Raw genomic sequence first — 25408 nt, forward strand, 5'->3', positions numbered from 1 at the left:
GTTATCCGACCTAATCCGTATAATTCTGAGATAAGGACATTGTCCAGATAAAGTCGGATAACTCCGACCTAGGGACATTATCCAGTAATTTACTGAAATTGGGAGTCTGTGTTTGGGAATCTTAAGACTGGGCAATGCCACGCCCATAAACCCTTCACTCAATATCCTATCCATGTCGGAGCCTCCAAAACTGTTCGAGCGTATCCACGCTACGTTTCGCCTCAAGCACTTCAGCCCCAAAACCGAAAAGTCTTACCTTTATTACATCAAAGACTATTTACGCTATCACCAGATGCGATCGCCCCGCGAACTGGGAGTCGAAGAAATTCGTCAGTACCTTTCCCATCTAGCCGTAGAAAAATACGTCTACTGATTGCGAAACGGATTCACCAACAGGATCTAGCCGAAGGATTTGGAGCCGTAGAGGTTGGAGAGATACGATCGCCCGCTATAGCTCTACCAAAGTACTGCGATCTCTCTTGGGATTCGAAATGGGGACTACGATTGGCGTTTCGTCAGACACAGTTAGAGATGCGATCGCCCGTCATAGCGATACCGGAGGACTGCGATCGCCTGCTTGCCAAGACCTGCGATCGCTCTAAAATTTATGCTTCAGGAGAGATCGCTATTTGCAATCCATGCCACGTCAATTGACCAGATTGCAAATGGGCTGGGAAAACCCTCGATCTAACGCTAACCCAACATGGCTCAAGGTTTGAGATAAGTATAGCTACCTAAACTCTTCTCGTAGTTTTTTAACAAAAGCTGAGATTCCGCAAGCGTAATTTTGCCTTCTTGGAGCGCCAATTCAGCTCGATTGCGGATATTTTCGAGCAGATCGTCAGCATCGTACTGGACGTAGCCTAATACCTCCCGCACCGTATCGCCCCGGACGACATGCTCGATCCGGTAGCCCTTGGGCGTTAGGCGAATGTGCACCGTATTGGTGTCGCCAAACAGGTTGTGCAGATTCCCCATGATTTCTTGGTAGGCTCCGTTGAGAAACATCCCCAGGTAGTAAGGTTTGTCCGCTTCAATCGGATGTAGCTCTAGCAACGTCTTGACATCCTTGAGATCGATAAATCGATCGATCTTGCCGTCGCTATCGCAGGTGAGGTCTGCCAAAGTCGCTCGATGGGTGGGTTCTTCGTTCAGGCGATGAATCGGCAAAACCGGAAAGAGCTGATCGATGCCCCAGATATCGGGAGCGGATTGAAAGACGGACAGATTGGCGTAGTAAATGGAAGCCATATTCTGTTCGAGGGATTCTAGGTCGTCGGGGACGTACTTTTGCTGGCGCGCGATGTCCATAATTTTATGGCAGCAGGCCCAGTACAGCCGTTCTGCCCGCGCCCGATCGCTCAGGCTCAAGTAGCCGAGGGTAAAGCGGTTAATCGCCTCATCTTTGAACTGAATGGCGTCGTTATAGGCTTCTTGGTAGTTATCGACGCTGATGGATTGGTAGGTTTCGTAGAGATTCTGAATCGTCAAGGATTCGTCGGGGCGCATCGGTTCGGGTTCTTCCATCACCACTTCGCTGGTACCCACGATATCGAAGACCAGGACGGATTGGTGGGAGGCGATCGCCCGTCCGCTCTCGCTAATCAGGGTGGGTCCGGCAATATTGGCAACGGTGCAGGCGTCTTTGATTTGGGCCACGACATCGTTGGCGTAGTTCTGCATGTTGTAGTTTTTGGAGGCGGAAAAATTGGTCTTGGATCCGTCGTAGTCCACTGCCAGACCGCCGCCCACGTCCAAGTACCCCATCGGCGCGCCCAGTTTGACCAGTTCCACGTAAATTTGGCTGGCTTCTTTGAGGGCCTCTTTGATCGTGCCAATGGAAGAAATTTGAGAACCAATGTGAAAATGCAGCAACTGAAGCGAGTTCAGTAGTTCTGCCCCCTGGAACTTTTCTACCGCCTGAATGATTTCGGGAATCGTGAGGCCAAACTTCGCACGATCGCCTGCCGAAGTCCCCCAGCGCCCTTCTCCGGTTGCCGTCAGCTTTGCCCGCAGCCCCACGATCGGCGCAATGCCCAGTTTGCGGCTGGACTCGATCACCAAATCTACTTCTTCGACCTGTTCTAGCACGATGATGCACTTTTGCCCGAGCCGCTGGGCTAAAATCGCGGCTTCAATATACTCGCGGTCTTTATAGCCATTGCAGATCAGCAGCGCCCCCGGCGTGTCCAGCATGGCTAGGGTAATCATCAATTCCGGTTTAGATCCCGCCTCCAACCCAAACTGGTGGGACTTCCCGAACCGCACGAGATCTTCGATCAAATGGCGGTGCTGGTTGCACTTTACCGGAAACACGCCCCGGTAGACACCAGAATAGTTATAGCGGGCGATCGCTTTAGCAAAGCAGGCGTTGAGACGCTCGATCCGGTCTTCTAAAATATCGGCAAAGCGAATGAGGAGCGGCAGGTGAATGTTTCGCTGTTTCAGGGCATTGACGAGGTCGTACAAGTCGAGCGAACCCCCGCGATCGCCCTTCGGCGCGACGAGGATGTGCCCCGCTTCGTTGACCGAAAAATAAGGCTCGCCCCAACCTCGAATCTGGTAAAGCGTCTCGCTGTCTTCCACAGACCAGACCGCAGGAGAGGGTAGCTCAGAGGCACTCTGTTCGGATGGGTGGGCGCGACCGTTTGTTTCTGCGCGAACGGCCAATGGTTCTTTCTGTTTTGGCTTTGCACCCATCTTTTGCCTTACCCTCTGACAGCATCAACGCAAGCCAGTTTAACGCACTTGCCCATCGCCTTGACAGAAGTTACAAGTCAGCAGACTTTAAGCGCGTCTCTTGCAAAAGATCGCGCCAGTCGAGCCTCAATTGTGCGTTTTGAGGTTGCAGTTTCCGCCGGACCGCGAGGTCGTGAATGGCGTCGTACCATAGACCTTTCTCGGCGTAAGCATTGTAGCCATCGTAACGATCCGAAGCGTTCGCCACCTTAGCGTTCGACCCCGCTTCAGGGGCAACCCGCGCAATCCAACCCTGAACGCTGCGCTGAGAGCCGCTCGCCATGTCATCATCCGGTCCCCCTTGGGAGCAAATCAGGGTTACTTTCCAAAGGTAGTCTCGGCCCGGCGCAAGGGGTGGCAGACCTACCGCAGCCGGAAGTGTCAGGCTGGCCAAGCGGGTCTCCCGATTGAGGCGGAAGGTGGTTTGATAGATGGGATCGGATTCTAGTTCGAGGGTCTGCGGCTGGGCTGCATACAATTCGAACCTGGCCCAGGAAAACTGATGGTTGACGTGATACCAGTAGAGCGTGGGATATTCAGCCGCAGTCAGGCCGTAGTTGGATTCAGGTACGACGGGCGCAAAGGTAAAACCTGCCTTGGCACAATCCGTCCGCGTCGCTGCCCCCTGCCGACCTGCTGGGCGCACCAGATTCGATGGAGGCCGATAGCGGGAGCGAGCCGTGCTGGGCAATGGCTGTAAAGCAATGCCCGCAAGCGCGACCGACAGGGCGATCGCCGTCCAGCGCAATAAATAGGTTGTAGCCATGGGTAAGCACCGTGAAAGACAATAATCCAAGGGATAATCTTTGTCTTTTCACCATAAGGGCAGAAGTAGAGGATCTCGACGATCTAAATCGTTCCTCAGGGTGATTCTCGTCACCGGATACAGTTGCTTCAAATCGGGGGAACTGTAAAACTTTTCTCTCGGCTGAGGAAGCATTTTGCCATTTGGAAATGACCGAGCGTGTCAGGTCAGCCGGGAATTTGGGTACCCTGACTCTAAAGCTCCTCTTTAAAACTAGTATGTTTAAGAAATCTGATGATTCCTCAGAATCCAACAATCATCGCGAAGATACACAGGTTTCAAACAAAGAAAAAATTGTTAAGTCCTTGCAAGATCCGCTATTAGCCAAATATATAGACATTGACGGCGATATTTCCGGGATATTTAATAACATTCGGATTGAATCCGTTTCTAAGAACTTATAGATCTCGATTGCGCCCGTTCGCGAGCTTGCCTGCGCTCGCACCCGCGTCCCAAAGGCAGCCATCGTTGCTGGGATCGCGTAATTCTCGATCGCTAGAATATACCTAGAAGAAATTATTGAAATTCTTGCTTGAGGGCTAAACTCGTCTCTCCTGTCGTTACCCATACCACTGCCCGCAACCCATCAAAAACAGCCTTTTCGAAAGGCTCGGAAGGTTTGCGAGTGGGGATCGAGACGGTCTGGAACTGAATCCCTCGGCTGCCTAACACGACTTGTCCGATGACCTGCGCCCGTCGCATGTGGTAGTCGGAAGTAATGAGATAAACGCTGCGAATGTTTTGCGATCGCAGCTTATCTACGATCGTGGTGAAATTGGTTAGGGTATCGACTGCATCGTAGTCCAAGTGAATCAGCCCCTCAGAAACGCCAGACTGACGAAAGACCCACTCCGCATATTCGGGATTGCTGCCCCCAGACACCCAAATCGGCAATCCCGGATGTTGTTTTGCGAACTCCGCCGCGAATTGCTCCCGACTCGGTTCGCCCCCAAGCACTAAGACCGCTTCAGGAGATTTAGGCAAAGGTTTGAATTGAAAGTAGGCTAAGCCACCCCCCAACAATGCTGCGACGGCAACTCGACGCAGCTTGAGTTGCCGTCGGCGTTTCTGTTTTATTTTTTGTTTTTGTTTAAGCACTCTCAACTCCCCCAGAGGACTTCCGCTAGCCGTTTGACGAGAGGCCGTTTGACGAGAGAGATGCTGCTCTGGCATTGTGCTTTAAGGGTAGCGGAAGTCAACAAAGCGGACCCAGTATAGCAAGATTTTTTTGCTCCCTCCATCAGATCCGTTAGGTTTTACCAAAAATGTCCCCAGCTAACGCTCCCTCCACGCCATTTCCGCTATCCGTCCGGCAACAAGGCAAAGGGTTTCCCATCCTTTGTCTTCACGGCCATCCGGGATCGGCGGACTGCATGGGGGTATTTACCGATTCGCTATCGGAACAGTTTTGGACCATTGCACCTGACTTGCGGGGCTATGGCAAAAGCCGGACCCGAACCCCGTTTACCATGCAAGATCATCTGACGGACCTAGAGGCGTTACTGGATAGGTTGGGGATCGAAGAATGCCCGATCCTGGGCTGGTCTTTAGGCGGTATTTTGGCAATGGAATTGGCCCTGCGCAATCCAACTCGATTTCCCGGCCTCATCCTGGTAGGGACTGCTGCTCGTCCCATAAGCAACCTTCCGCCGCCAACGGCTTTAGAACTCCTCTTCACCCTCCTTGCAGGGGGCTTGAATTGGCTCAAACCAGGCTGGCACTGGAATATCGACACCTTTGGACGGCAATCGCTTCTTAAGTATCTGCTCGCTCAACACAACCCGACCGCCTATCGGTTTTTAGCCCGAGCAGGTGGCCCGGCGACCGTCAAAACTTCTCGCCATGCCCATAACGCACTGAACCGCGCCCTAGCGCAGCACTACAACCGCATCCCCGACTTAGCAGCTTTGGACTGCCCCTGTCTGGTTCTCAGCGGTGCTGAGGACCGTCACATTCTGACCCAGGCCAGCTACGAGACCGCTCAGCACCTGAAAAACAGCCAGTGGATTTGCTACCCAGAGACCGCACACCTATTTCCATGGGAAATTCCGGCACGCGTCAATCGAGATATTCAGGAGTGGTTGCGGACGCATTTCAACGCCGAGCAAGGCCGTCTGTAGACGCCAGCAACGCGGGCAAAACAAGTCGTCAGAGGGTCTGCTGACTGAAGCGCTGCTGTCCGGCACTCAGGCGTTCTGGCTCGTCAAAAATGGTGAGCTCGGCAGGCTGACAGCGTTTTACAACGGCCTGAATTCCCTCGGCACTTTCGTGGTTCAGATCTTCTAGATACCCTGGCAACTCTTCTTTCGCTTCCTCGGATGAAGCAAACGGTCCAAAATAATAAACGCACTTTGGCGATTGCGTGGTGACTTCAATCCACCACGCCAAACCTACACGATTTAGCAAGTATGCCAACTGGCCTTTTAAACTCATGGACCCTGTCTTTTGTACAACTATCAAAATGTTAACCTCCTAAACGGCGCTCGTTTCCACGCGCCAGGCAAAAATGGAAATATTTTTTTTTGTTGTTATCCCTTCTTACAGTCTTTCAGAGTTACCGCTAAACATGATGTACTCTGTGTAACCATCGCTGGCGAAAAATCTCGTAAAGGGCCATTCCCGCCGCAACCGAAGCATTCAAACTCGCAGTCTTGCCTTGCAGCGGAATGGAGGTCAACACGTCGCAGTGACGCTGGGTCAGTAAGCTCAAGCCTTCGCCTTCAGCGCCTACCACCAAAACAATGGGTCCGTTTAAGGTCACTTTGTGCAAAGATTGACTGGCATTGGGCGCCAGTCCGTAGATCCAGAACCCGCTTTCCTTAAGCTGCTCTAGTGCCTGATTGAGATTGATCGCTCGCGCCACAGCAATCGACTCTAACGCTCCTGCTGCCACCTTGGCGACGGTTGACGTGATCCCGACGGCCCGTCGTTGGGGAATGACAATACCCTGCGCTCCCAACGCTTCTGCCGTGCGGATAATCGCACCCAAATTATGGGGATCGGTCATGCTGTCGAGGGCGACAATGACAGGGCTATCGGTGGCAGCTTTAGCTTGAGCGATCAGGTCCGGCAAATCTAGGTAATCGTAGCTGGCCACCTGGGCCGCGATCCCCTGATGTCTGGCCTGTTCGGTAATGAAATCGAGGCGTTTGTTATCTACCTCGTCGATGACCGTCCCCTTTCGTTTGGCTCGATCGAGTAAGGCTGTAAACTTTGCGTCGTAGCGTAAATGTGGCACCACCCAGACGCGATTGAGGGCGCGATCGCCCTCCAAGGCTGCCAGCAAGGTATTGCGCCCGTAGATCAAGTCGTTGGACTCTTCTTCGACCGCTGGGGCCGGGACGGACGGCGATTCTGTCCTGTCCGAGACTGGGGCCAAAACTTTCCTGACCGAAACGGGCTTTTGAAACTTAGGCCGGGACGGACGCGCGCTGCCGCCGCTGCTGTGTTTGGAGCGGCCTCCCGCAAGCTTGGGCTTGCCTTTAGGTGATTTAGGCATGGGGACGTTCCTCATAAGATATAGCGCTTCATACTAAAAAGATGGGTAATACTGCTAGAGCAGAAACATGCGAGCAGTTAGGGGAGCGATCCCTCGGGGTCGGTCAATTCGCTCAGACAGAAACGCCCGAGCAGCTCGTGCAGCCGATCCGTATCCGTTAAGTAAAGATATCCTACGAGAGTTTCCAAGGCCGTAGCATACTGATAAGTCTCTAGACTCAACCGCTTGGGTTGACCCGTGGCGGCATTGCGCCCCTGCTTTAAAATTCGGATTTCCTCCGGGGTCAGAGCGGGCGTTAGTGCCTTGACAAAAGCCGCCTGGGTTTCTGCCCGGACGCAGCTCACGACCTGCTGGTGGTAGTCTCGAATGCGCGCGGGCGGCAGCAGGTATTGGGTGCGAATATAGAGTTCGTAAACGGCATCGCCCAGGTAGGCAAGAGCGGCAGGAGAGAGGGTTTGGGCCGTATTGGCAGCTAAAGGATAGGGCACCTTCAACGGAAACAACGGGTGCATTGTCACGACACCTCGTTACACTTCCCAAGGGAAAAATCGGTCAGCAAATTTTGGCCCATTTGAACGATCGGTATCGCGGCACGCTCGAAGCCTTCTCCAAGCTGTCGCTCTAGAGTTTACAACAGTTGTTAGCTGGCGGGAAGATTGGCGATCGCCGTTTCAACGCTAGTCTGGAGGGACAGAAAATCCTGGAGTCTGACTAGCTTGACCGTTTGGGTCACGCGGGGGTTCGTTACAATTTGAAAAGAACCCTTCGCATTCTGCATCTGCTTGGCCAGACGCACTAAGACGCCCAGTCCAGAGCTATCAATAAAATCGATCTTGGACAGATCTAAAATGATATTGGCAGGCTGCTCTTCCAGACACTTTGTCATCACCTTCAGAAAAACGGGCTCTGAGAAAGCGTCTAGCAAACCTGTGAGGCGAAATAGCTGATAGTTATCCCTGACGTCCCGTGTGCCTCGCAAGCTAACGGTCAGGTTTAATTGCTCAGGAATAGTCCCCTCCTTATCGAAGCTGTAAACAAAATGTTCAAATTCAAAGATGAGGCATTAGTATAGGGTCTTTCAGTGCCCTTGTCTACTAGACCTTGGACGGGTTCCGATGAACTTCCATTGCCTCGACAAACTGCCGAAAGAGGTAGTCTGCATCGTGGGGGCCTGGGCTGGCTTCGGGGTGGTACTGCACGGAAAACAGAGGCAGGGTTTTATGGCGCATTCCGGCAATGGTTCGGTCGTTCAGATTGAGGTGGGTGACTTCAACGGCGATCGCCCCTAAGGAATCGGCATCGATGGCAAATCCGTGATTTTGGCTTGTAATTTCGACCTGTTGCTCCAGTCCGGCGGGTTGGTTGAGCCCGCGATGCCCGAATTTAAGTTTAAAGGTTTGCGCCCCTAAGGATAGCCCCAAGAGCTGATGGCCGAGACAAATGCCAAACATGGGGGTGCGGGTTTGGATCAGCGCTTGGGCAGTGGCAATGCCTTCTCGAACGGCTGCCGGATCCCCCGGACCGTTGGACAGGAAAATGCCGTCGGGGTTGAGCTGCAAGATGGCTTCGGCGGAGGTATCGGCGGGAACCACGATGACGCGGCAGCCATAGCTCGCCAAACGCCGCAAAATATTCCGCTTGATGCCGAAATCGATGGCAACGACTAAAAACTTAGCTCGATCTTCAGCCGCGTTGGGACGCTCGGGCATAAATTCCCAGGACTCTGGGCTGGGTTCGCTCCACTCGTAACGTTCGGGTGTCGTAACGACTTGGGTTAAATTTAACCCTTCCATTGCAGGGGCTTTGAGCACCAACTCGTGGAGCTGCACGGGATCTAGAATTTCCGTGGAGATGGCACCGTTCATGGCTCCAGCGGAGCGCAGCTTGCGGGTGAGCGCTCGCGTGTCGATCCCGTAAATGCCGGGAATTCCATGAGCTGCAAGATAGTCTGGCAGCGACTGCTGCGATCGCCAATTGCTCGGCTCCAGGCAAATATTGCGGGCGATCGCCCCTTTGATTTGGGGACGGCTCGATTCTTCATCTTCAGACGTGACGCCCGTATTGCCCAGCTCTGGATAGGTAAAAGTAACGAGCTGACCGCAGTAGCTGGGGTCGGTCAGGACCTCTTGATAGCCCGTCATGCCCGTGTTAAAGACCACCTCGCCAATCGCAGTGCCGGGCATCCCAAAAGACCGTCCTTGGTAAGCGGTGCCGTCAGCCAACACCAAAAGAGCAGAAGGAGCAGAAATACGAGGCATAGGCTTACAAACCGTTAAAACGAAACCCTGTAATACCCTACTACGCTCCGAACCCGCCCGCAGCAATCAGGCTATTGAAAATCCTTATCCCGCAACTCCACCCCATCGACCTCAGGCACGGGCAGCTTGCGCGAAATCCGAAAGAAAATCCACTCCTCCAACGCCTCTGATAGGTCGTGCCGACAAAGCTCTAGCGTCTCGGCTTTGGCACACACCCCTTCGAATCCAGGGATTTCTCCATAGATGCAATCATCCTTAGGCGTCTCTCGGTATTGGGCGTGAGCCATGACCGCACGAATATAATTTGACAACATAGCTGACCTAAAACACCTGCTCGAAAACTGCGACTGCTGCGCGCATCTCCCTTCACTATAGAGTTTGCCCAGAGCGCTACACCCGCACCCCAAGCGTGCGTATTGTCTTTTCCCCCTCTCAAACGGGGCCTACTTAATCTTTTCTTTACCTGGTCGCTGGCGCTGTTTTTCTTTCCCTTACGCCCGCTCGTGTGGGAAAGCTTCGTTTTTCTCCTAGCACTTCAAAATTTCCTCAAGATCGTACCAAACGCGCTCTAGTGCTTCTTGAGGCTAGTTTTGAGGCTCCTAATGCGTGCATCGGTCTCTTCAACTTTTTTGCACAATTGGGTTTCAAATTTCATCGTGAGTGGGCATAATTATCAAGAATCTGAAAATCGTTGGGAAGATTTTTGTCTTTTTAGAGACATGTCCCTGACTTTTCAGTTATCATCGTTTCTTGTGTGCAATTTTTGTACTTTCTGGCCAATAAGGGGATAGACATGTATAGATCGCTATCTGGCCAATTGGGGGACAGGTTCCTCACTCCAGTCGATTCGTCCGACGATCCGCTGGTTCGGGTTCCTGCCTCCGTTGGTTTCCACTGCATTTTAGAGTTGTACGACTGTTCCAAGACGCTTCTGAACGATGCCGACTTCGTGCGTCAAAGTTTGAGAGATGCGGCTACGCAGGCAAAGGCAACATTATTGAACGAGGTTTTACATCAATTTGAGCCCCAGGGAATAACGGCGCTGGCCTTGTTATCCGAGTCTCACATTTCAATCCATACTTGGCCTGAAGTGGGTTACGCGGCGCTCGATGTATTTACCTGCGGCCATCACACCGATCCAGAAGAAGCCTGCAAACACATGGTTAAGGCGTTTCAGGCCGGTCGACACTTGATGAAGAAGCTGCGCCGAAATCCACCGCCAACCTCCCTCACTCTTTGTTCGAGTGAAAGTTCCACTATGGTGGATGAGCTTGTTTTAAGTACGTCTGTCTAAATTAAGGCATTTGACTACTTCCCATAGATAGCCGTCTGACGCGATTCTGTCGCGCGCGTTCGCGTCAGCGCCTTCTTTTATGCATCCCTGTGCCTCATCGGTTTAGGGGCTGTTGTATTCTAGGTTGTTTTTGGATCGTCCAGATAGGCGGTATAAAGGAAACTGAGTTTAGTTTTAGGCTCAGTCGCTTTCTGCTGTGAATTAATGGTTTTGAGGGGTTAAATATTATGGCGGGTGCGGACATTCAAGCAGATATGTGGTTGACCGAGGTCATTACGCCTTGGGATATGTACATGCACGGCGCGACCAAGGTGTTGGCCTATCGCAAGACCCAGTTTCAGGATATGTACATTATTGAGTCTGGCTCCTTTGGCAAAGCGCTGATGCTGGATGGGAAGTGGCAGTCTTCGGAGAAAGATGAGTTTTTGTACCACGAGGGTTTAGTGCACCCGCCGTTGATCGTGCACGGCGATCCCAAGAAGGTTTTGATTCTGGGCGGAGCGGAGGGCGCAACGATCCGCGAGGTGTTGCGCTGGCAGGGTGTGGAGCGCATTGTGATGGTGGATATTGATGGGGAGGTGGTGGAAGCCTGCAAGGAGCTTTTGCCTGAAATGCATCAGGGTGCGTTTGAAGATCCTCGCGTTGAGGTCATTATTGATGACGCTCAAAAATATATCGATACTACGACGGAAAAGTGGGATGCGGTGATTTCGGATTTATCAGATCCCATCGAATCTGGGCCTGCTTTTGCACTATTTACCCAGGAACACTATCAGCAGGTCAGTCGCATTTTGACTCCCAACGGTATGTTTATGCTGCACTCTGGGCCGCTGTTTTGGACGGAACTGTACATGCACGCCCGTCTTGCCAATACGGTTAAGTCGGTGTTTCCCTACGCTCAGTCGGCAATGTGCTACGCCACCAGCTATGGTTTGCCATTGTCTTATATCATTGCGTCAAACCAAGAATTTTCGGCGACGCCCGATCCTGAAGAGAGCGATCGCATTCTTGCTGAAAAAACTACAGGCGGGTTCCGCATGATGGACGGTCGGACTTTATTGGGCATGCTTCAGGTCCCGCTGCATATCCGCAAGTTAGTAGAAGCCGAGACTGAGGTCTATACTCTCAAAAGTCCGCCCACACCGTTTGGACGAGGTTCGATGGAAGCAGAACGTTGAAGCTGTTTTGGAAAATGCGATTTGAGGCCCCCCTTTTTCTTGGCGTAGCCGCTCTGAAAGAGCTGGGGGACTAGGGGGGATCGGATGTGTAGCGTGATTTTGCAAAATTGGCATAACAAGGTTTTCCGTTCCACCGCACCTCAAACCCCAGATTCAAATTCCCCTTACGTCCTGCGATCTATGACCCAATCAAGTTCTGGTTCGATCGACGGGAGTTTTAACTGAGTTGGAGGTATGCACGGTGCGAATCGCCGTCAGCAGCGCATCAGCTGTGAAGGGTTTTGCCACAAAGGCTTGCACTTGGGTATGGCTGAGAACGCTGTTTTGATGCGAAGCGACTCCACTCATCGCAATGATGGGTACTGGTGGCGTGAATTTGGCAAGCGTTTCGATCAGTTTGAACCCATCCATCGCGGGCATCATTACATCCAGTAGCACGAGGTCAATCTCCGATCGATATTGGGCATAGAGCGCGATCGCATCAATGCCATCTTGCGCGACTAACGCTCGGAAACCATGCGTTTCTAGTACCACCTGGATGGTTTGCCGAATTGCCGATTCATCATCGACCACTAGGACAAGTTCGCCGTTCCCATTGAGAAGCTCCGGTAATGCGGTTTCAGGGGAAGGATGCCGAGTCGTGTCTTCATCGGGCGGTAAAGCAGGCAGGTACACTTGAAAACTCGTGCCCTGTCCAGGGGCAGTCTCGATCGCTATAAATCCACCATGATTTTTGACAATTGTTCGCACCGTCGGGAGTCCTAAGCCCGTCCCCTGACCTTGCGCTTTGGTAGTGAAGAAGGGATCGAAGATGCGATCGAATGCTGCGGGTGCAATGCCTGTGCCCGTATCAGCAATGGTGATTTTGACATAGGCACCTATCTGGGCATCGAGATGCCTGTGGGCAAAGGTTTCGTCGATCTCACAATTTTCGGCGGCGATCGTTAACGTGCCTCCGTCGGGCATCGCATCGCGGGCATTCACACACAGATTCATCAATACCTGATGCAATTGCGTCGTATCGGCATGCATCAGCCACAGGTCACGGGTTGACACCTGAGTCTGTACCTGGATCGATTTGGGAAAGGTTTGGCGGGCAATTTTGCCCATCTCGGACAGAAGATAACCCACTTGCAGGATATGCCGTTGCTCATCCTGACCGCGGGCAAAGGACAGCACTTGCTGCACTAAATCTCTCCCCCGTTTCGCACTCCCCTCTAGTATCTCTAGTAACTGCTGGGAGGTAGGATCGACAGGTGCGAGTCTACGGGGTAGCAGTAGTGCCGCCGCAAGCACTGGTGTTAGGATGTTGTTGAGATCGTGGGCAATGCCGCTAGCGAGGGTGCCAATGCTTTCCAGACGCTGGGCACGCAGAAACTGGGCTTCGAGCTGTTTCTTTTCAGTAATATCTTTCATGAAGCAGTGATGCCCGATGAACTGATGTTGGTCGTCGTAGGCACCAATCATCACCAGTTGCTTGTCAAAGATCGACCCATCTTTGCGGATGCCTCTGGCTTCGAGTTCTACTTTGCCTGCGTTCAGCATGTGCTGATACTCTGCGATGACTGCTTCTAGATCGTCTGGATGAATCGTTCTTTGCCAATCCATGCCAATCATTTCTGCGGGCGTATAGCCGACTGCTTTGGCGTAAGCTTCGTTGACGAAAAGGTAGCGTCCTTGCGGATCTAAGCGCGAGATGCCTTCTACTGCATTGCTCAAGGCGTCGCTTATTTCCCGCAGTTGAATTTCCCCTTGCTTGCGAGCGGTGGTTTCGGTGAATAGAACGCCGACATGGTGCAATTCGGGATCGGCAACGGAAAAGGCGAACACGTCATACCAGCGCTGCAGTTCCGCCGCATAATTCTCGAACCGCATCGACTCCCCTGTCAAAGCAACCTTGCCGAAATTCTCGAACCAATAGTCTTCGTGCTGGGGTGCGATGTCGCGCATCCGTTTGCCCACTGCATCTGGAATCGTGCTCAGTCGCTCGAACGCTGGATTGACTTGCAGAAACCGAAAATCAACGGGCTTTTGCTTTCGATCGAATAGAACCTCAATGATGCAAAAGCCTTCGTCGATGGACTCAAACAGCGATCGATATTGGGCTTCCGAAATTTGAAGTTTTTCCAGGCTCTGCCGCAAGTCCTGGGTGAGTTGGGACAGTTCAGCGGTCCGCGCTGCCACTTGTTGCTCTAGATCTTTGCCCATCTCTTGCAGGAACACCTCAGTTTGCCGACGCTGAGATAGCTCATCCTGTGCCTGCTGATAGAGTTCTGCCTGTTGCACGGCAATGCCCACCTGAGTCGCCACTTCTCGCACTAACTCAATGTCGAACGGTTGCCAGTGGCGCGGGGCAGTACAATGATGGGCAATCAGCAGTCCCCACACCTGCTGGTTTTGCAGAATCGGCACGACTAGATTTGCCCGCACCTCCAACCGTGCCAGCAACTCAGCATGACAAGGATCGATGCTGCCATCGTGAATATCTGATTTGGCGGTAATGACTCCCTGGCGGAAGGATTGCAGGGATTGTCCAGTGAAGCAGGGGTCATAAAGACTGGCGGACAACAGGGGAGTCCACTCTGCGCCCACGGATTCGGTGGTGATAGTTCCCCAGCCTTCGGACTGTAAGCGGAATATCAGCACCCGATCGGTTTGCAGAAACTGCCGCACTAGGGTTGTTGTGGTTTGAAGAATGTAATTGAGATCCAGCGATCGGTGAATTTCTCCTGCGATCTGTGCCACCAGTTGTTCGCGTTTGAGACGTTGCTGTAATTGGGTACGTAAGTGCACGCGCTCAAGGGTTTCATGTACTGTCAGTTGCAACCGCTCTGGCGTAATTTGACCCTTGACGAGGTAATCCTGTGCGCCTGCTTTGATCGCTTGGACTGCGAGTGCTTCATTGCCCTGTCCAGTTACCATAATCACAGGTAAATGAGGGGATGCGGTTTGGATAGAGAGTTGTGTGAGCCATTCCAATCCATCCATGTCGGGCAAGCGGTAATCGAGCAAGATGAGATCGGGCTGATGTTGCTGACAGAGTGCGAGTCCTGCTTGCCCTGATTCGGTTTCTAAGAAAGTGTAGGTGTGAGTTTTATCTTGCAGCAAATAGCGCCGATACAGTTCGCAGTCCTCTGGGCAGTCATCCACAATTAGGATAGTGTGTGTGGACTGATTCATCACAGGTGTCACCGGGGAGGGGAACGTTTAACCAGGATGGCAACAGTGCCAAACGAACAAGCTAGAGGATTGCGCTTTCTAGGGCAGACTCAATTTGTCCCAAGGAGAGCTAAGAGTATTTTAAGGCACAAATCCCAAACCTAAAAACCGATCGTCGAGTGCAGCCTGGAGGGGCATCATGGCGGCGCGGCAGCAACAGTGAATGGGCGATCGCTCCAAAAGCAAGCTGAGCAGTTCTTGCAGGCGATGGGGGAGGAGTGAATTGTGGCGCTCGCCAATCAATCACCGCTTAAAGCTTCTTTATAGACGGGTTCTTATACCAAATCTACTGGTCGTGGCTACACATCAAGATCCCCCTAAATCCCCCTTAAAAAGGGGGACTATGAGTAGATTCCCCCCTTTTTCTTGGCGTAGCCGCTCTGAAAGAGCTAGGGGGGCTAGGGGGGATCGGATATGTAGCGTAATTTTGCAAAATTGGTATTAAACCTTCTCGATTGTCTTTCAAAGAGCTATTCAATAAAGCGGATGACTTTCACCTTGTTAGGTAAATCCATCTCTTCAGCCCTGCAAGAACCCAACCCGAGCTAGAGGAAGCCCAGGCTGAGACGGTGCGTACGGTAAGTTTTACAGCTCGCTAGTTTTGGGTTAATTGGCTTGGAATGGGTTCTGGCTGGATGGCAATGGGAAGCGTTTGGCCGTTGCGCTTTACTTCTAGCTGAAGCGATCGCCCGGTGGAGGTTTCTTCGACCTTTTGTTGAACCTGGCTGGCTTTCGTGATCTCTTGGCCGTTAATGCGCACGATCACATCGCCCGTTCTTAGGCCCACCTTAGAAGCAGGCGAGTTTGGAAGAACCTGGAAAATCAAAACGCCTCGGTCTTCCTGCACCCGCAGGTTAGAGCTTGGGTCGCCATTAATGCGCTGCTTTAACTCGGGCGATAGATTCGTCATCCGAATTCCCAGAAAGGGATGGTTGACTTTCCCCGTCGCAATGAGCTGATTGGCGATCCGCTGGGCGGTTTTGATGGGGATTGCAAACCCCAAGCCCTGAGCGCCGCCGCCAATAATGGCAGTATTCATCCCGATTACCTGACCGAACTGATTCAGCAGCGGTCCGCCGGAGTTTCCAGGGTTGATGGCCGCATCGGTCTGGATAAAGCCCACGCGCTTGTCTGGGACGCCAATATCCCCACTGGTGCGCCCGGTGGCGCTGACGATACCTGCCGTGACGGTATTGTCGAGACCCAACGGATTGCCAATGGCGATCGCCCATTCGCCGGGGCGCAATCGATCGGAGTCACCCACTTGGGCCACGGGTAGATTGCTGGCCTGAATCTTGACCACTGCAACATCGGTGAGGCTATCTTGACCCAATACCTTTCCTTTGAGGGTACGGCCATCCTTGAGCAGTACCGTGACCGAATCCGCCCCATTGACGACATGGGAGTTGGTTAAAATTAGCCCGTCGTTGCTAATAATAAAACCCGACCCCGTACCGCGCTCCACGCGGGTGCGGCTTTGGGGAATCTCTCCGCCAAAAAACTGCCGAAAAAATGGGTCGTTAAATACCGCAGGCACCTGGCTCCTGACGGTTCGGGATGCATCGATCCGCACGACCGCAGGACCGACTTTCTCGACAGCCCGCGCGATAAAATTGCGATCGCCTTGGCCCACCGGAGGCGCATTTAATTGAGCGACGCTGGGTTGCGGGGAGAGGGGTTGCTTACCCGGAACCATCTGAGTTCCAATAAGCGTTGCGAGAGAACCAACCAAAAGCACAGACAGATAGGTAGCCGATTTCTGAATGGAGACTTTAGGCGACATGGCAGTAAACGGTGATAGAGGTAAGTTAGGTCGAAAGACATTCACAGAGACAAGCCATCCTGTGGGCAGTTTTTACCCACAGCACCTAAAAGATAGGTTGGGTTTTTATGGCGCTATTTAGACCTTAGTCATATTCTAAAGGGTTTAGAAAATGACGCTCTTTTTCCGATAGGTTGCTCGATGCCATCCTAAAGGGCGAACGTCATTAGACAGTGTGAGGTACATGTTGAGCGATGACGGGGGAGCCCTTCGAAAAGTTTCCAAATCTAGAGGAAGATATGACGGAAAATCGACCGTCACAGCTATGGCAGCAGGCTCAAGCAGGACTGCAAAAGTTTTGGGGATACGATCGATTTCGGCCTTTACAAGGAGAAATTGCGACGTCGCTTTTACAGCATCGAGATGCTTTGGTTATGTTGCCCACGGGTGCAGGCAAATCCCTTTGCTTTCAACTCCCGGCGTTGCTGCAGGAGGGATTGACGTTAGTGGTATCGCCCCTCGTCGCGCTGATGGAAGATCAAGTGCGGGCGCTCGAGGCCCGCCACGGTGCCGCGACTTTACTCCACAGCGAACAGTCGCGAGGACAGCGCCAGAAAACCCTACAGATGCTAGAGAACGGACAGGTCAAGCTCCTTTATCTGTCCCCAGAATCGTTGCTGAGCGTCAACCTATGGCAGCGGCTGACGCCTCTATCCCAGCGCGTCCAAACCCTCGTCATCGATGAGGCCCATTGCATCGCTCAGTGGGGCAGCCATTTCCGTCCCGTATATCGACGATTGGGAACCGTGCGACCTGGCCTGCTCCAGCATCGATCGCCGACCGATCGGATCGCGATCGCCGCTTTCACTGCCACCGCAGATGCTGCGACGCAGCAAGACATCCGAAATGTTCTGGGGTTAAAGCAACCGCAGGTTTTTCGCAGCAGCCCGTATCGCAAAAACCTCTCCCTCCAGATCGTGCGAGTGTGGACTCCGGCTGCTCGCCGCGATCGCCTCCAGCAATTCGTTCGCGCTCGGGGACAAACTACGGGATTGGTCTACACCCGCAGCCGTCGCGATAGCGAGCAGTTGGTGGAATGGCTTCAGCAACAGGGGCTTCGCGCTGCCGCTTACCATGCGGGCCTCGCGCCCCAATTGCGCCGTCAAATCGAGCAACAGTGGCTTTCAGGCGAACTTCCTTTTGTAATCTGCACTTCTGCGTTTGGGATGGGGGTGGATAAAAGTAACGTGCGGTGGGTATGTCATTTTCACCCGCCTCTAACCCTGGCTGAATACCTCCAGGAAATTGGGCGAGCGGGACGAGACGGAGTGGCTTCCCAAACGCTCTTGATTGCCAGCGAACCGACGGGACTGCTGGACCCGACCGATCGCCAGCGACGGGAAGGGTTTCTAAGACAGATGCGATCGCAGGCTCAGTTGGCGCAAACATTGGCAAAACAGCTCCCCAAGGAGGGCTACCTGCCGGATGTCCTCAAGCAAGAGCCGCAAGCCGAACTGGCCTTGGCAATTTTGCAGACTCAAGGGCAACTCGTTTGGATCGATCCCTTTAACTATCGGTTTCAGCCCAAAGCGGCGGCGATGTCTCAGGCCGAACCGCAAGCGTCTGTGGAAGCCTATCTATCTGAGCGCGGCTGTCGCTGGCGGTTTTTGCTGGATGCATTCGGATTTGGGCGAGAGGCGCAGGGGTTGAGGTGCGGGCACTGCGATCGCTGTCAGCCCTGATTTTCTTTAAAAAACTCGGAAAATAGAAAGATTTGATATTGAGCTTGTGATTTAGGCAAGGCTGCGATCATCCAATTTTGTCGGGGGTTCGACTATTTCTACCTGCCTCGGACTCTAACACCACGGACCTGATCTACGCAGCGTAAATGTATATAGTCGAGCTAAGTTAAGGGTACCCAATAATATCTAGTGATTCAACTTTTTTATCAAAATTGTTTTGAACAGCACATTAATCTCAAGATTGCATATAGTTTTGTAATTATTTTCTTGATTTTGTAATGATTTGATTACAGGCTGGGCTAAATAGTGATGTGCCTTAAGTAAAAAGATCGTGATTAAAAAATATATAACTCCCTTTACTGCTATAACAGTAATGTTTCTTACATCTGGATGCTCAGGTAGTTCTTCTGAGTCATCTGGCACTGGTAGGGCAGAAATGACCTGCTCTGAGATTTCTTGCAGTATTAGAGATAAAGATGGTCAGACCGTCATAGGAGACGAGTGTGAATCAGGTGCTAAAGACTGTTTAAAAAGGTAGATACCTTAGCCCTATTCGAGAATCTGGAGTTTGGAGAACAGTAAATGGAGCTGAGGTGTCGTGTAATGTAAAACAGGGTAAGTAATCCATTTGGCATAGTTTAATGCACCAAGTTGGAGGTCAACACTTTTGCCCAAGAGGCTAAGGTGCTTTTGTTATAAATAGCAAGAGTTCCGGCCTTTTTGATTCTCCCGGAAATGTTACCTTTATTTGAAGTACGCAAAAAAATGAACCAGTGGTTATAATAGGGAGGAGGTTATAAATTTGATTGAATTTAGAATCTCGTCATACCTAAACTTTATAAAACATAAAAACGTGAATATTAATATAGCTAATAACGAAATCAAAGACCCAAACAACAAATCTAAAAACCAGAGAATTAACGTTTATTTAATTGGAGATAAAGTTTTATACAAAGGCGCAAAATATATCATTAGATCAATAGACAAAAGATTATATAATTATCCGATTAGTATAATATACAGCAAAGCAAAAACATATTAATTAATGTAGGTTACGAAGAACTTTTGTCTATTGATTCGCAAGGTAATGTAAGATGGGACGTTATGGATAACCCTCTTCTACCTTTTGAAGCCGATATAAAATCTCCATAAGCCAAAAACAAAACCTTTATTATTTCTGAAAGTTCTAATAAAGTGACGTTATCAAAAGAAAATCCCTCAGCATTACAAATGGTGCTGAGGGGTTGTTATGATTGGCGATTACTTTCCGCCTTATTGTTGGCATATACTGTTACTTGATGTCAGTTAAAAAAAGAAATTATGACAAATTGCCCTAATTGTGGTTCTGATAATATTCAACTTAAAAGTAAAACAAATATTGACTGGAAAAATGTTGTGGATAGAGTTGAATTTTTTGGTATTACAGATGCAATTGAATCTGTGACAGATGAATACGGAAATGTTAATGCTTGCCTTGATTGTGGAACTTCTTGGAAACCTTCTGAATTATACAATGTTCTAGAACTTATTCAAAATCTAACTGCTATAAAACTAGATTTATCTAGCAAAAGAGATCGTACAGCCTTAAACGAATTTACTAATAAGCTTGACTCTAGAAAAAAAGTATTTCAGAAATAGAAAGACAAAAAAACATATCTATTGCAAGCAATCAAAAAGATGAAGGATATGGATGTTTGGGAATTATATTCCTTGGAGTAATTGTTATTGTTATAGCTGCTTTCTCTGGTGCCAGCATTGGAATTCTTGGGTTAATCTTCTTTGTTGTAGTGATAATGGTGATTGGTGCACTTTCTAACAAAGATGATTCTATATTACAAGAAAAAATAAGAATAATAATAGAAAAATATGAAAAAGAAATAAAGGTAGCTGAAGAGAAATTTGGAATTGAAGCATTAGAATTCAAGAAAAACTATTTTCTAAGTAAGGATCAATAATAGTGCTCTGTTCATTATATTGAGAGGTACGGCAGTTACGTCATTACAACACGAGAACCTTTTGAGCGTGAATGAGAAGATCATCTGGCAATCAGTTAGTGTCCCTAGTTTTTCGCCACAGATTTGAGACGGTCATGCTTGGTATGGTCACGCTGTAAGACCAAGAAGAAAATGGTCAAACAACTGTCTTCATTGGGGAACGCACCAATTTCATCGGACTTGTTCCTAAACTCTCGAAACAATCGTTCGAGCGCATTAGTGGTTCGGACGAGTGGATATAAGGATGGGTTCAAATCATAGAAATTAAAGGTCAAAACAATATCTCTCAAAAAGGAGCGGATGGCATTAGGTTCAACAGACTGCCAAGTCTCGACAAAGACCACCAATCGCTCAATGGCTTCCATCCAATCATCGGTTTTATAGATGTCATAGGCGTCAGTCTTAATCTGGGTATAGCGAAGCTTCTTTGCTTCTGGAAGGTCTAGGGTCTGACCTTGCGCATCTTGGATGGATAAATTCTCATAGCCCAGATGACGCAGCATTGCCCTGATTTTATGAGTGATGCACAGTTGATGCTGGGCCTGAGGTACCCAGGCTTTGAGCACAGCGGGCAATCCATTGGTCCCATCACTGACGACAACCTCAACCCCATCAAGCTTCAATCCACGCTCCTGTAAACCCTTGAAAAAAGACTCCCAGGCGAATTGAGATTCACTCTCGGCAATCTCATAGTGCAAGATTTCACGAGTGCCATCTGGATAAATGGCCATTGCCACTAAAACAACCCGTTCTTCGGCTTGACGCAAGGCGCGCACATGTCCAGCTTGGTCTTCAAAGGTTTCCCCGCTTGCATATTGAATTCTCACCCAAACACCATCGACAAGCAAAATGGGTACAGCAGTGGTAATTTTTGCCGTGCGCCGTTGATTCATCTGCTGTTGAGCGGCTTCTGTGATTCGGTTGATGGCATTGACCGATAATACAGCCCCGAGTAATGGATAGAGCGCTTCTTGCAAGTCTCGCAAGGACAGGCCCATGACATACAGACTTAGACAAAAGTTTAATAGACTGCCAAGGCCCCGTTGATAGCGCCCCAAGATTTGCCAGTCTCGGTCTCTGTTCCCATGGCGCAGCTTGGGTACCGACAAGGATTCGATGCGCCCGTATTCGCTATCAAGGACTCGCTTGAAGTAGCCAGACCGACGAGGTCGTTCTCCCGCAAGCTGATTGAGATGCTCTTGTAATTCTTCGCACAGAGCTGCTTCTAAGACGCTTTGCGTAACCCCCAGAACCTCTGTATTCAGTTTTTCCTGTAGGACTTCGTTCAACTCTGGATATGGATTTTGGGTTTGAACCCGCAGTATTTGGGCTTTGCGTGCGACGATATCCATTCTCTGTTGGCCTGAATCTCTTATCCTCAGACCTTTTCACGCTTTGGCCTCTATGGCGAAAAACTCAGGACACTAACGTTGACAAGCTTAATAGATAGAGCCAGACGACAAAAAGATGCAGCGGTATCAGTTGGCAAGAAAGTAGTATGGATCAATGCCACTGAAATAAGGAGACAAAAAAATCTGCAAGGCATGATTTAGAAGCATCATAGCCTTACAGACCAAAATAATACCTCCTTATCTTATGCTGAATCGTGCCGAAATTCTCAAGCAGCAGTTCAATCAGAGTATTGGATTACCTTGGTTGAAGATATTGCCAGCGTCGCGGATTGAAGAAATTTTAGTAGAAGAAAATATTCAGTATCGAAACTGTGTGTATACGCCGATTGTGACGCTATGGGCACTCCTGTCTCAAGTTTTAGACCCGGATAAAAGCCTCAGCAATGCCGTCAAACGGATTACGGCTTGGGTGGGAGCGGCAGGCGGAGACAGCCCCTCCCCTGATACTGGAGCCTATAGTAAAGCCCGTCAACGATTGAGCGAAAGCGTCTTGCAGCGTCTGATTCCCGATACGGCGGAGTCGTTAGAACAAACGATTCCCTCGACCGAACAATGGTGTGGACTTCGGGTGCGGGTCTATGACGGTACCACAGTGCTGATGAGCGATACGCCTGCCAACCAAGCCGATTATCCTCAACACAGTAACCAAAAGCCAGGGTGTGGATTTCCCATCGCCAAGCTTGTGGTGGTCTTCTCCTTAATGACAGGTGCGGTTGTGTCGGCTTGCGTGAGCTGTTTTAAGACCAGTGAGCTGGAATTGAGTCGTCTGCTGTATGCGGACTTAGTGCCTGGGGATGTAGGGCTCGGCGACCGAGCTTATGGAACTTTTACAGATCTGGCCTTAGTCCAAGCCCAGGGCGCTGATGGGGTGTTTCGTAAGCATCATGCCCGTCATAGCGATTTTCGTCGAGGTCAGAAGCTGGGTATTGGAGACCATGCTGTTCGATGGCATAAACCTTCCAAACCTCCTCAACACATGAGTGAGGAAGACTTTAGCCAGTTGCCAAAGTTTTTAGATGTTCGCGAGGTGTCTATCCTAATCCGTCGTCCAGGTTTTCGAGACCTACGAATCATTATTGTCACGACTTTACTCGATGCCAAACGCTATAGTGCCAAGCAGTTAGGTCAACTCTACGGTCTGAGATGGCAGGCGGCTGAGGTTAATTTACGACATCTCAAAACCACCTTGGGTATGGAGATGCTCAGCGCCAAAACCCCGCAAATGGTGCGCAAAGACCTCTGGGCACATCTATTGGCCTACAATCTCTTGCGAACCGTCATGCTCCAGACAGCGCAATCCTCAGAACAAGCCCTATCTCGACTGTCGTTGCAGGGAACTCGACAGCAGTTCCTACAAACAATAGGGTTGTTGGCAATTACAACGCAAAAGATACAGCAAAATTTGTATCGAGTTCTAATGGAGGTTGTAGCAAAGGACTTGCTGCCTTTGAGAGTTTTTCGGTCTGAACCCAGAGTGCTAAAACGTAGGCCAAAGCCATTTGCGCGAATGAATAAACCTCGTGCTGTTCTCAAAGCTGCTCTAGTAAATTGATTTAGCTTATTTCAGTGGCATTGTAGTATGGATACTTGCCAAAGAAAAATATGTTAAAACATTTCAACAAGCAATAGATACAGCAGGCGCAGGAGACACAATCTCAGTCGAATATAAACCATATCAAAAACCTCCTTCTGAGGAGGCCAAAAAATTCTGTGAAGAGAAAGACTCCAGTCCAGATAGTCACTAGAATATAAGAGCTTGATTTTTTACTTTTTCACACATTCAAAATTGCTTGGAAATTGAATGATTTGGACTCAATGATAATGGTTAAGGCAAAACTCCCGCAGTACAAACGTTATCGTCTTATTGCTTGGTGGTACAACCGTCAGCAAACAGCACAAGAGAGTGCTATTTCAATCATGTCCTTCTTGAAACAATTAGAACCACATGGCTCTCCCTTCATTAACTGGAGCTATCTAAATTCAAGAAGAAAAGGTGAATTCATCCCGAATGAGATTGATGAATTTCGTAAGCGAGTGCTCGTTCCCATAGGTGGGCGTCGAGGTGCAAAACCTGAAGAGCTAGATACACTAGGATTTAGCCTTGATGGTGCAGAAAAGTCATGAAGACCTTACCAGCAGGCAATATTCAAATCTGTCAAAGGTGACAGAGAGGGGCATTCAATGTGATGCTTAAGTTCCCAAACTCAGAGCAATCCTATGTCAACCCCTCAACTCTATCGTCAACTGCAAACTCAACTGAGTCAATGGGTCACACCCAAAGATAAACGTCACCTTACTGTGTTTGCTGAAAACATCGCTGCAATCCTCCAAGCCCAAAGTGGCAGCTTAAGCCATTGGCTGACTTATTTGAGTCATCGTCGTTGTAAAGCCCGCTCTCACATGGAACGACTGAGCTACTTCGTTCATAATCCCAAGATCACCTCAGAAACATTCTATGTTCCATTACTGCTTCAATTTCTTCAAGCGTGGGCGGGCATGGCGACGACATTGACCCTGGATACAAGCATGCTGTGGGATGAGTATTGCCTGATAGAGGTCTGTCTGACTTGGGGAGGGCGCTCTTTCCCTTTGGCTCAAAAGGTGCTCAAGCATGGCAGTGCTACGGTCGCTTTTGCGGACTATTGCTCAGTGCTGGATGTGGCTGAGACGGTCTTACCCGCTGATTGTCAAATCACACTATTGGCTGACCGAGGCTTTGAGCATGGTGAGTTAATTCGTTGGCTACGGAGCCATCAATGGTCTTGGGCAATTCGCGCTAAATCCGATTTGAGGGTCACGTTGTCTAATGCTCAAACCGAGTCGGTTGCTGACCTGCTGCCAGAGCCTGAACAAGCTTTTCTATTTTCTGATGTCACGATTCTTGAAGATATCCACTGTCATTTGGCGACCGCTCGATTATCCATCGCCCAGGAGGCTTGGGCTGTGATTACAGATAAATCGCCTTCTGTGCAAACCTTCGCGCTATATGGTCAACGTTTTGGTGGCATTGAACCCCATTTCAAGGATTACAAGTCTGCCGCCTTTGAACTGCCTCGTTCTAAACTCAGAGATGCCCATGCTTTAAGCCGACTGCTGATGTTACTGGCGGCTGCGACCATTATTGCCATTTGCGTTGCCATTGAAACGATCGCTCAAGGCGCACTAAAGTCCATTGATTGGCATGCTCACAGGGGATTGAGTTTTCTGCAAATCGGGCTAAGACGGATTAATCAGTTGTGCTATCAAAGATTACCGCTGCCACCCTTGAGATATTTGCCACGATGTAATCCACCACCTGCTTATGCCTCTCTCAAGAAGCGAGATGCGATGAACACTCGCATTGAGTTTGCCAAGGTGACTGTCTTCTAAAGCTTTCAGCTCCTTTGAGTTTTCTGCACCACTAAGATTCAAAAACTAACAGGAAAATTATTTTCTCTTATAATGTTTATCCATTTGAAGATAAAAAGATTGGCGTCATTCATATTCCAATTCAAGAACGTCCGACT

General features: G+C 50.1%; 23 protein-coding genes. 10 read left to right on the plus strand and 13 right to left on the minus strand.

Going from position 1 to position 25408, the window contains the following annotated elements; genetic code table 11:
* The first annotated feature begins 112 nt into the window (after positions 1 to 112).
* A complete protein-coding gene (locus R6H26_RS04345) occupies positions 113 to 373 on the plus strand; it encodes a site-specific integrase (RefSeq protein ID WP_404788660.1) in 261 nt (86 codons plus the stop codon).
* Between the two features lie 335 nt (positions 374 to 708).
* On the opposite strand, the gene speA is transcribed toward R6H26_RS04345, so the two are convergent.
* From speA to R6H26_RS04360, 3 genes are all read right to left on the minus strand, one after another.
* The gene (gene speA / locus R6H26_RS04350) at positions 709 to 2700 is read right to left on the minus strand and encodes a biosynthetic arginine decarboxylase (protein ID WP_404788662.1); all 1992 of its coding nucleotides are present in this window, start codon (positions 2698 to 2700) and stop codon (positions 709 to 711) included.
* 70 nt (positions 2701 to 2770) lie between these two features.
* Positions 2771 to 3505, minus strand: a complete 735-nt coding sequence (locus R6H26_RS04355) for a DUF928 domain-containing protein (protein WP_404788663.1) — start codon at positions 3503 to 3505, stop codon at positions 2771 to 2773.
* A 555-nt stretch (positions 3506 to 4060) separates the two neighbouring features.
* Positions 4061 to 4717: a YdcF family protein gene (locus R6H26_RS04360; RefSeq protein ID WP_404788665.1), complete on the minus strand. Its 657-nt coding sequence runs from the start codon at positions 4715 to 4717 to the stop codon at positions 4061 to 4063.
* A 92-nt stretch (positions 4718 to 4809) separates the two neighbouring features.
* On the opposite strand from R6H26_RS04360, the gene R6H26_RS04365 reads away from it, so the two are divergent.
* Positions 4810 to 5664 carry an alpha/beta fold hydrolase gene (locus R6H26_RS04365; RefSeq protein WP_404788667.1) on the plus strand — a complete coding sequence of 285 codons (855 nt, stop codon included), beginning with the start codon at positions 4810 to 4812 and terminating at the stop codon, positions 5662 to 5664.
* Between the two features lie 28 nt (positions 5665 to 5692).
* Here the strand turns inward: R6H26_RS04365 and R6H26_RS04370 are convergent, their stop codons facing one another.
* From R6H26_RS04370 to R6H26_RS04395, 6 genes are all read right to left on the minus strand, one after another.
* Positions 5693 to 5977: a DUF1816 domain-containing protein gene (locus R6H26_RS04370; RefSeq protein ID WP_404788669.1), complete on the minus strand. Its 285-nt coding sequence runs from the start codon at positions 5975 to 5977 to the stop codon at positions 5693 to 5695.
* Positions 5978 to 6104: 127 nt separating this feature from the next.
* Positions 6105 to 7043 carry a 23S rRNA (guanosine(2251)-2'-O)-methyltransferase RlmB gene (rlmB, locus tag R6H26_RS04375; protein WP_404788671.1) on the minus strand — a complete coding sequence of 313 codons (939 nt, stop codon included), beginning with the start codon at positions 7041 to 7043 and terminating at the stop codon, positions 6105 to 6107.
* A 77-nt stretch (positions 7044 to 7120) separates the two neighbouring features.
* Complete coding sequence (locus R6H26_RS04380; RefSeq protein ID WP_404791203.1) at positions 7121 to 7555, minus strand: Mini-ribonuclease 3; 435 nt, start codon at positions 7553 to 7555, stop codon at positions 7121 to 7123.
* A gap of 128 nt (positions 7556 to 7683) precedes the next feature.
* Positions 7684 to 8022 (minus strand): STAS domain-containing protein, encoded by a 339-nt coding sequence (locus tag R6H26_RS04385; protein ID WP_404788673.1) that lies wholly within the window; start codon positions 8020 to 8022, stop codon positions 7684 to 7686.
* 115 nt (positions 8023 to 8137) lie between these two features.
* Positions 8138 to 9301, minus strand: a complete 1164-nt coding sequence (gene carA, locus R6H26_RS04390; RefSeq protein ID WP_404788675.1) for a glutamine-hydrolyzing carbamoyl-phosphate synthase small subunit — start codon at positions 9299 to 9301, stop codon at positions 8138 to 8140.
* Between the two features lie 71 nt (positions 9302 to 9372).
* The gene (locus tag R6H26_RS04395; RefSeq protein WP_404788677.1) at positions 9373 to 9615 is read right to left on the minus strand and encodes a type II toxin-antitoxin system HicB family antitoxin; all 243 of its coding nucleotides are present in this window, start codon (positions 9613 to 9615) and stop codon (positions 9373 to 9375) included.
* A gap of 479 nt (positions 9616 to 10094) precedes the next feature.
* Between R6H26_RS04395 and speD the strand changes: the two genes are divergently transcribed.
* Both speD and R6H26_RS04405 read left to right on the plus strand, forming a co-directional pair.
* Positions 10095 to 10595, plus strand: coding sequence for an adenosylmethionine decarboxylase (speD, locus tag R6H26_RS04400; RefSeq protein ID WP_404788678.1), 501 nt, complete (start codon positions 10095 to 10097; stop codon positions 10593 to 10595).
* A gap of 227 nt (positions 10596 to 10822) precedes the next feature.
* Positions 10823 to 11773, plus strand: a complete 951-nt coding sequence (locus R6H26_RS04405) for a spermidine synthase (protein WP_404788680.1) — start codon at positions 10823 to 10825, stop codon at positions 11771 to 11773.
* 189 nt (positions 11774 to 11962) lie between these two features.
* Here R6H26_RS04405 and R6H26_RS04410 read toward each other — a convergent pair whose 3' ends face one another.
* The 3 genes from R6H26_RS04410 to R6H26_RS04420 all read right to left on the minus strand — a co-directional run bounded on the left by R6H26_RS04410 (position 11963) and on the right by R6H26_RS04420 (position 16775).
* Entirely contained in the window at positions 11963 to 14953 is a 2991-nt protein-coding gene (locus R6H26_RS04410) for a response regulator (RefSeq protein WP_404788681.1), read from the minus strand.
* 120 nt (positions 14954 to 15073) lie between these two features.
* Entirely contained in the window at positions 15074 to 15235 is a 162-nt protein-coding gene (locus R6H26_RS04415) for a hypothetical protein (RefSeq protein ID WP_404788682.1), read from the minus strand.
* A 352-nt stretch (positions 15236 to 15587) separates the two neighbouring features.
* On the minus strand, positions 15588 to 16775 hold the full coding sequence (locus tag R6H26_RS04420; protein ID WP_404788684.1) for an HhoA/HhoB/HtrA family serine endopeptidase: 1188 nt from the start codon (positions 16773 to 16775) through the stop codon (positions 15588 to 15590).
* Positions 16776 to 17008: 233 nt separating this feature from the next.
* Between R6H26_RS04420 and R6H26_RS04425 the strand changes: the two genes are divergently transcribed.
* The 3 genes from R6H26_RS04425 (at position 17009) to R6H26_RS04435 (ending at position 20451) form a co-directional block, all read left to right on the plus strand.
* The gene (locus tag R6H26_RS04425) at positions 17009 to 18496 is read left to right on the plus strand and encodes a RecQ family ATP-dependent DNA helicase (RefSeq protein ID WP_404788686.1); all 1488 of its coding nucleotides are present in this window, start codon (positions 17009 to 17011) and stop codon (positions 18494 to 18496) included.
* Positions 18497 to 19816: 1320 nt separating this feature from the next.
* Positions 19817 to 20134: a hypothetical protein gene (locus R6H26_RS04430; protein WP_404788688.1), complete on the plus strand. Its 318-nt coding sequence runs from the start codon at positions 19817 to 19819 to the stop codon at positions 20132 to 20134.
* Between the two features lie 56 nt (positions 20135 to 20190).
* Positions 20191 to 20451 (plus strand): hypothetical protein, encoded by a 261-nt coding sequence (locus R6H26_RS04435; protein WP_404788690.1) that lies wholly within the window; start codon positions 20191 to 20193, stop codon positions 20449 to 20451.
* A gap of 104 nt (positions 20452 to 20555) precedes the next feature.
* Here R6H26_RS04435 and R6H26_RS04440 read toward each other — a convergent pair whose 3' ends face one another.
* Positions 20556 to 21842: a transposase gene (locus tag R6H26_RS04440; protein WP_404788692.1), complete on the minus strand. Its 1287-nt coding sequence runs from the start codon at positions 21840 to 21842 to the stop codon at positions 20556 to 20558.
* A 244-nt stretch (positions 21843 to 22086) separates the two neighbouring features.
* Here R6H26_RS04440 and R6H26_RS04445 point away from each other — a divergent pair, with 244 nt between their 5' ends.
* From R6H26_RS04445 to R6H26_RS04455, 3 genes are all read left to right on the plus strand, one after another.
* Positions 22087 to 23454: an IS4 family transposase gene (locus R6H26_RS04445; protein ID WP_404783463.1), complete on the plus strand. Its 1368-nt coding sequence runs from the start codon at positions 22087 to 22089 to the stop codon at positions 23452 to 23454.
* Between the two features lie 269 nt (positions 23455 to 23723).
* Positions 23724 to 24026: a hypothetical protein gene (locus tag R6H26_RS04450; RefSeq protein WP_404788693.1), complete on the plus strand. Its 303-nt coding sequence runs from the start codon at positions 23724 to 23726 to the stop codon at positions 24024 to 24026.
* Positions 24027 to 24119: 93 nt separating this feature from the next.
* Entirely contained in the window at positions 24120 to 25271 is a 1152-nt protein-coding gene (locus R6H26_RS04455; RefSeq protein WP_404783408.1) for a transposase, read from the plus strand.
* The last annotated feature ends 137 nt before the right edge of the window (positions 25272 to 25408 follow it).

The sequence above is a fragment of the Altericista sp. CCNU0014 genome, assembly GCF_044923475.1.
In the GTDB taxonomy this organism is placed as follows: Bacteria; Cyanobacteriota; Cyanobacteriia; order Thermosynechococcales; family Thermosynechococcaceae; genus JAAURS01.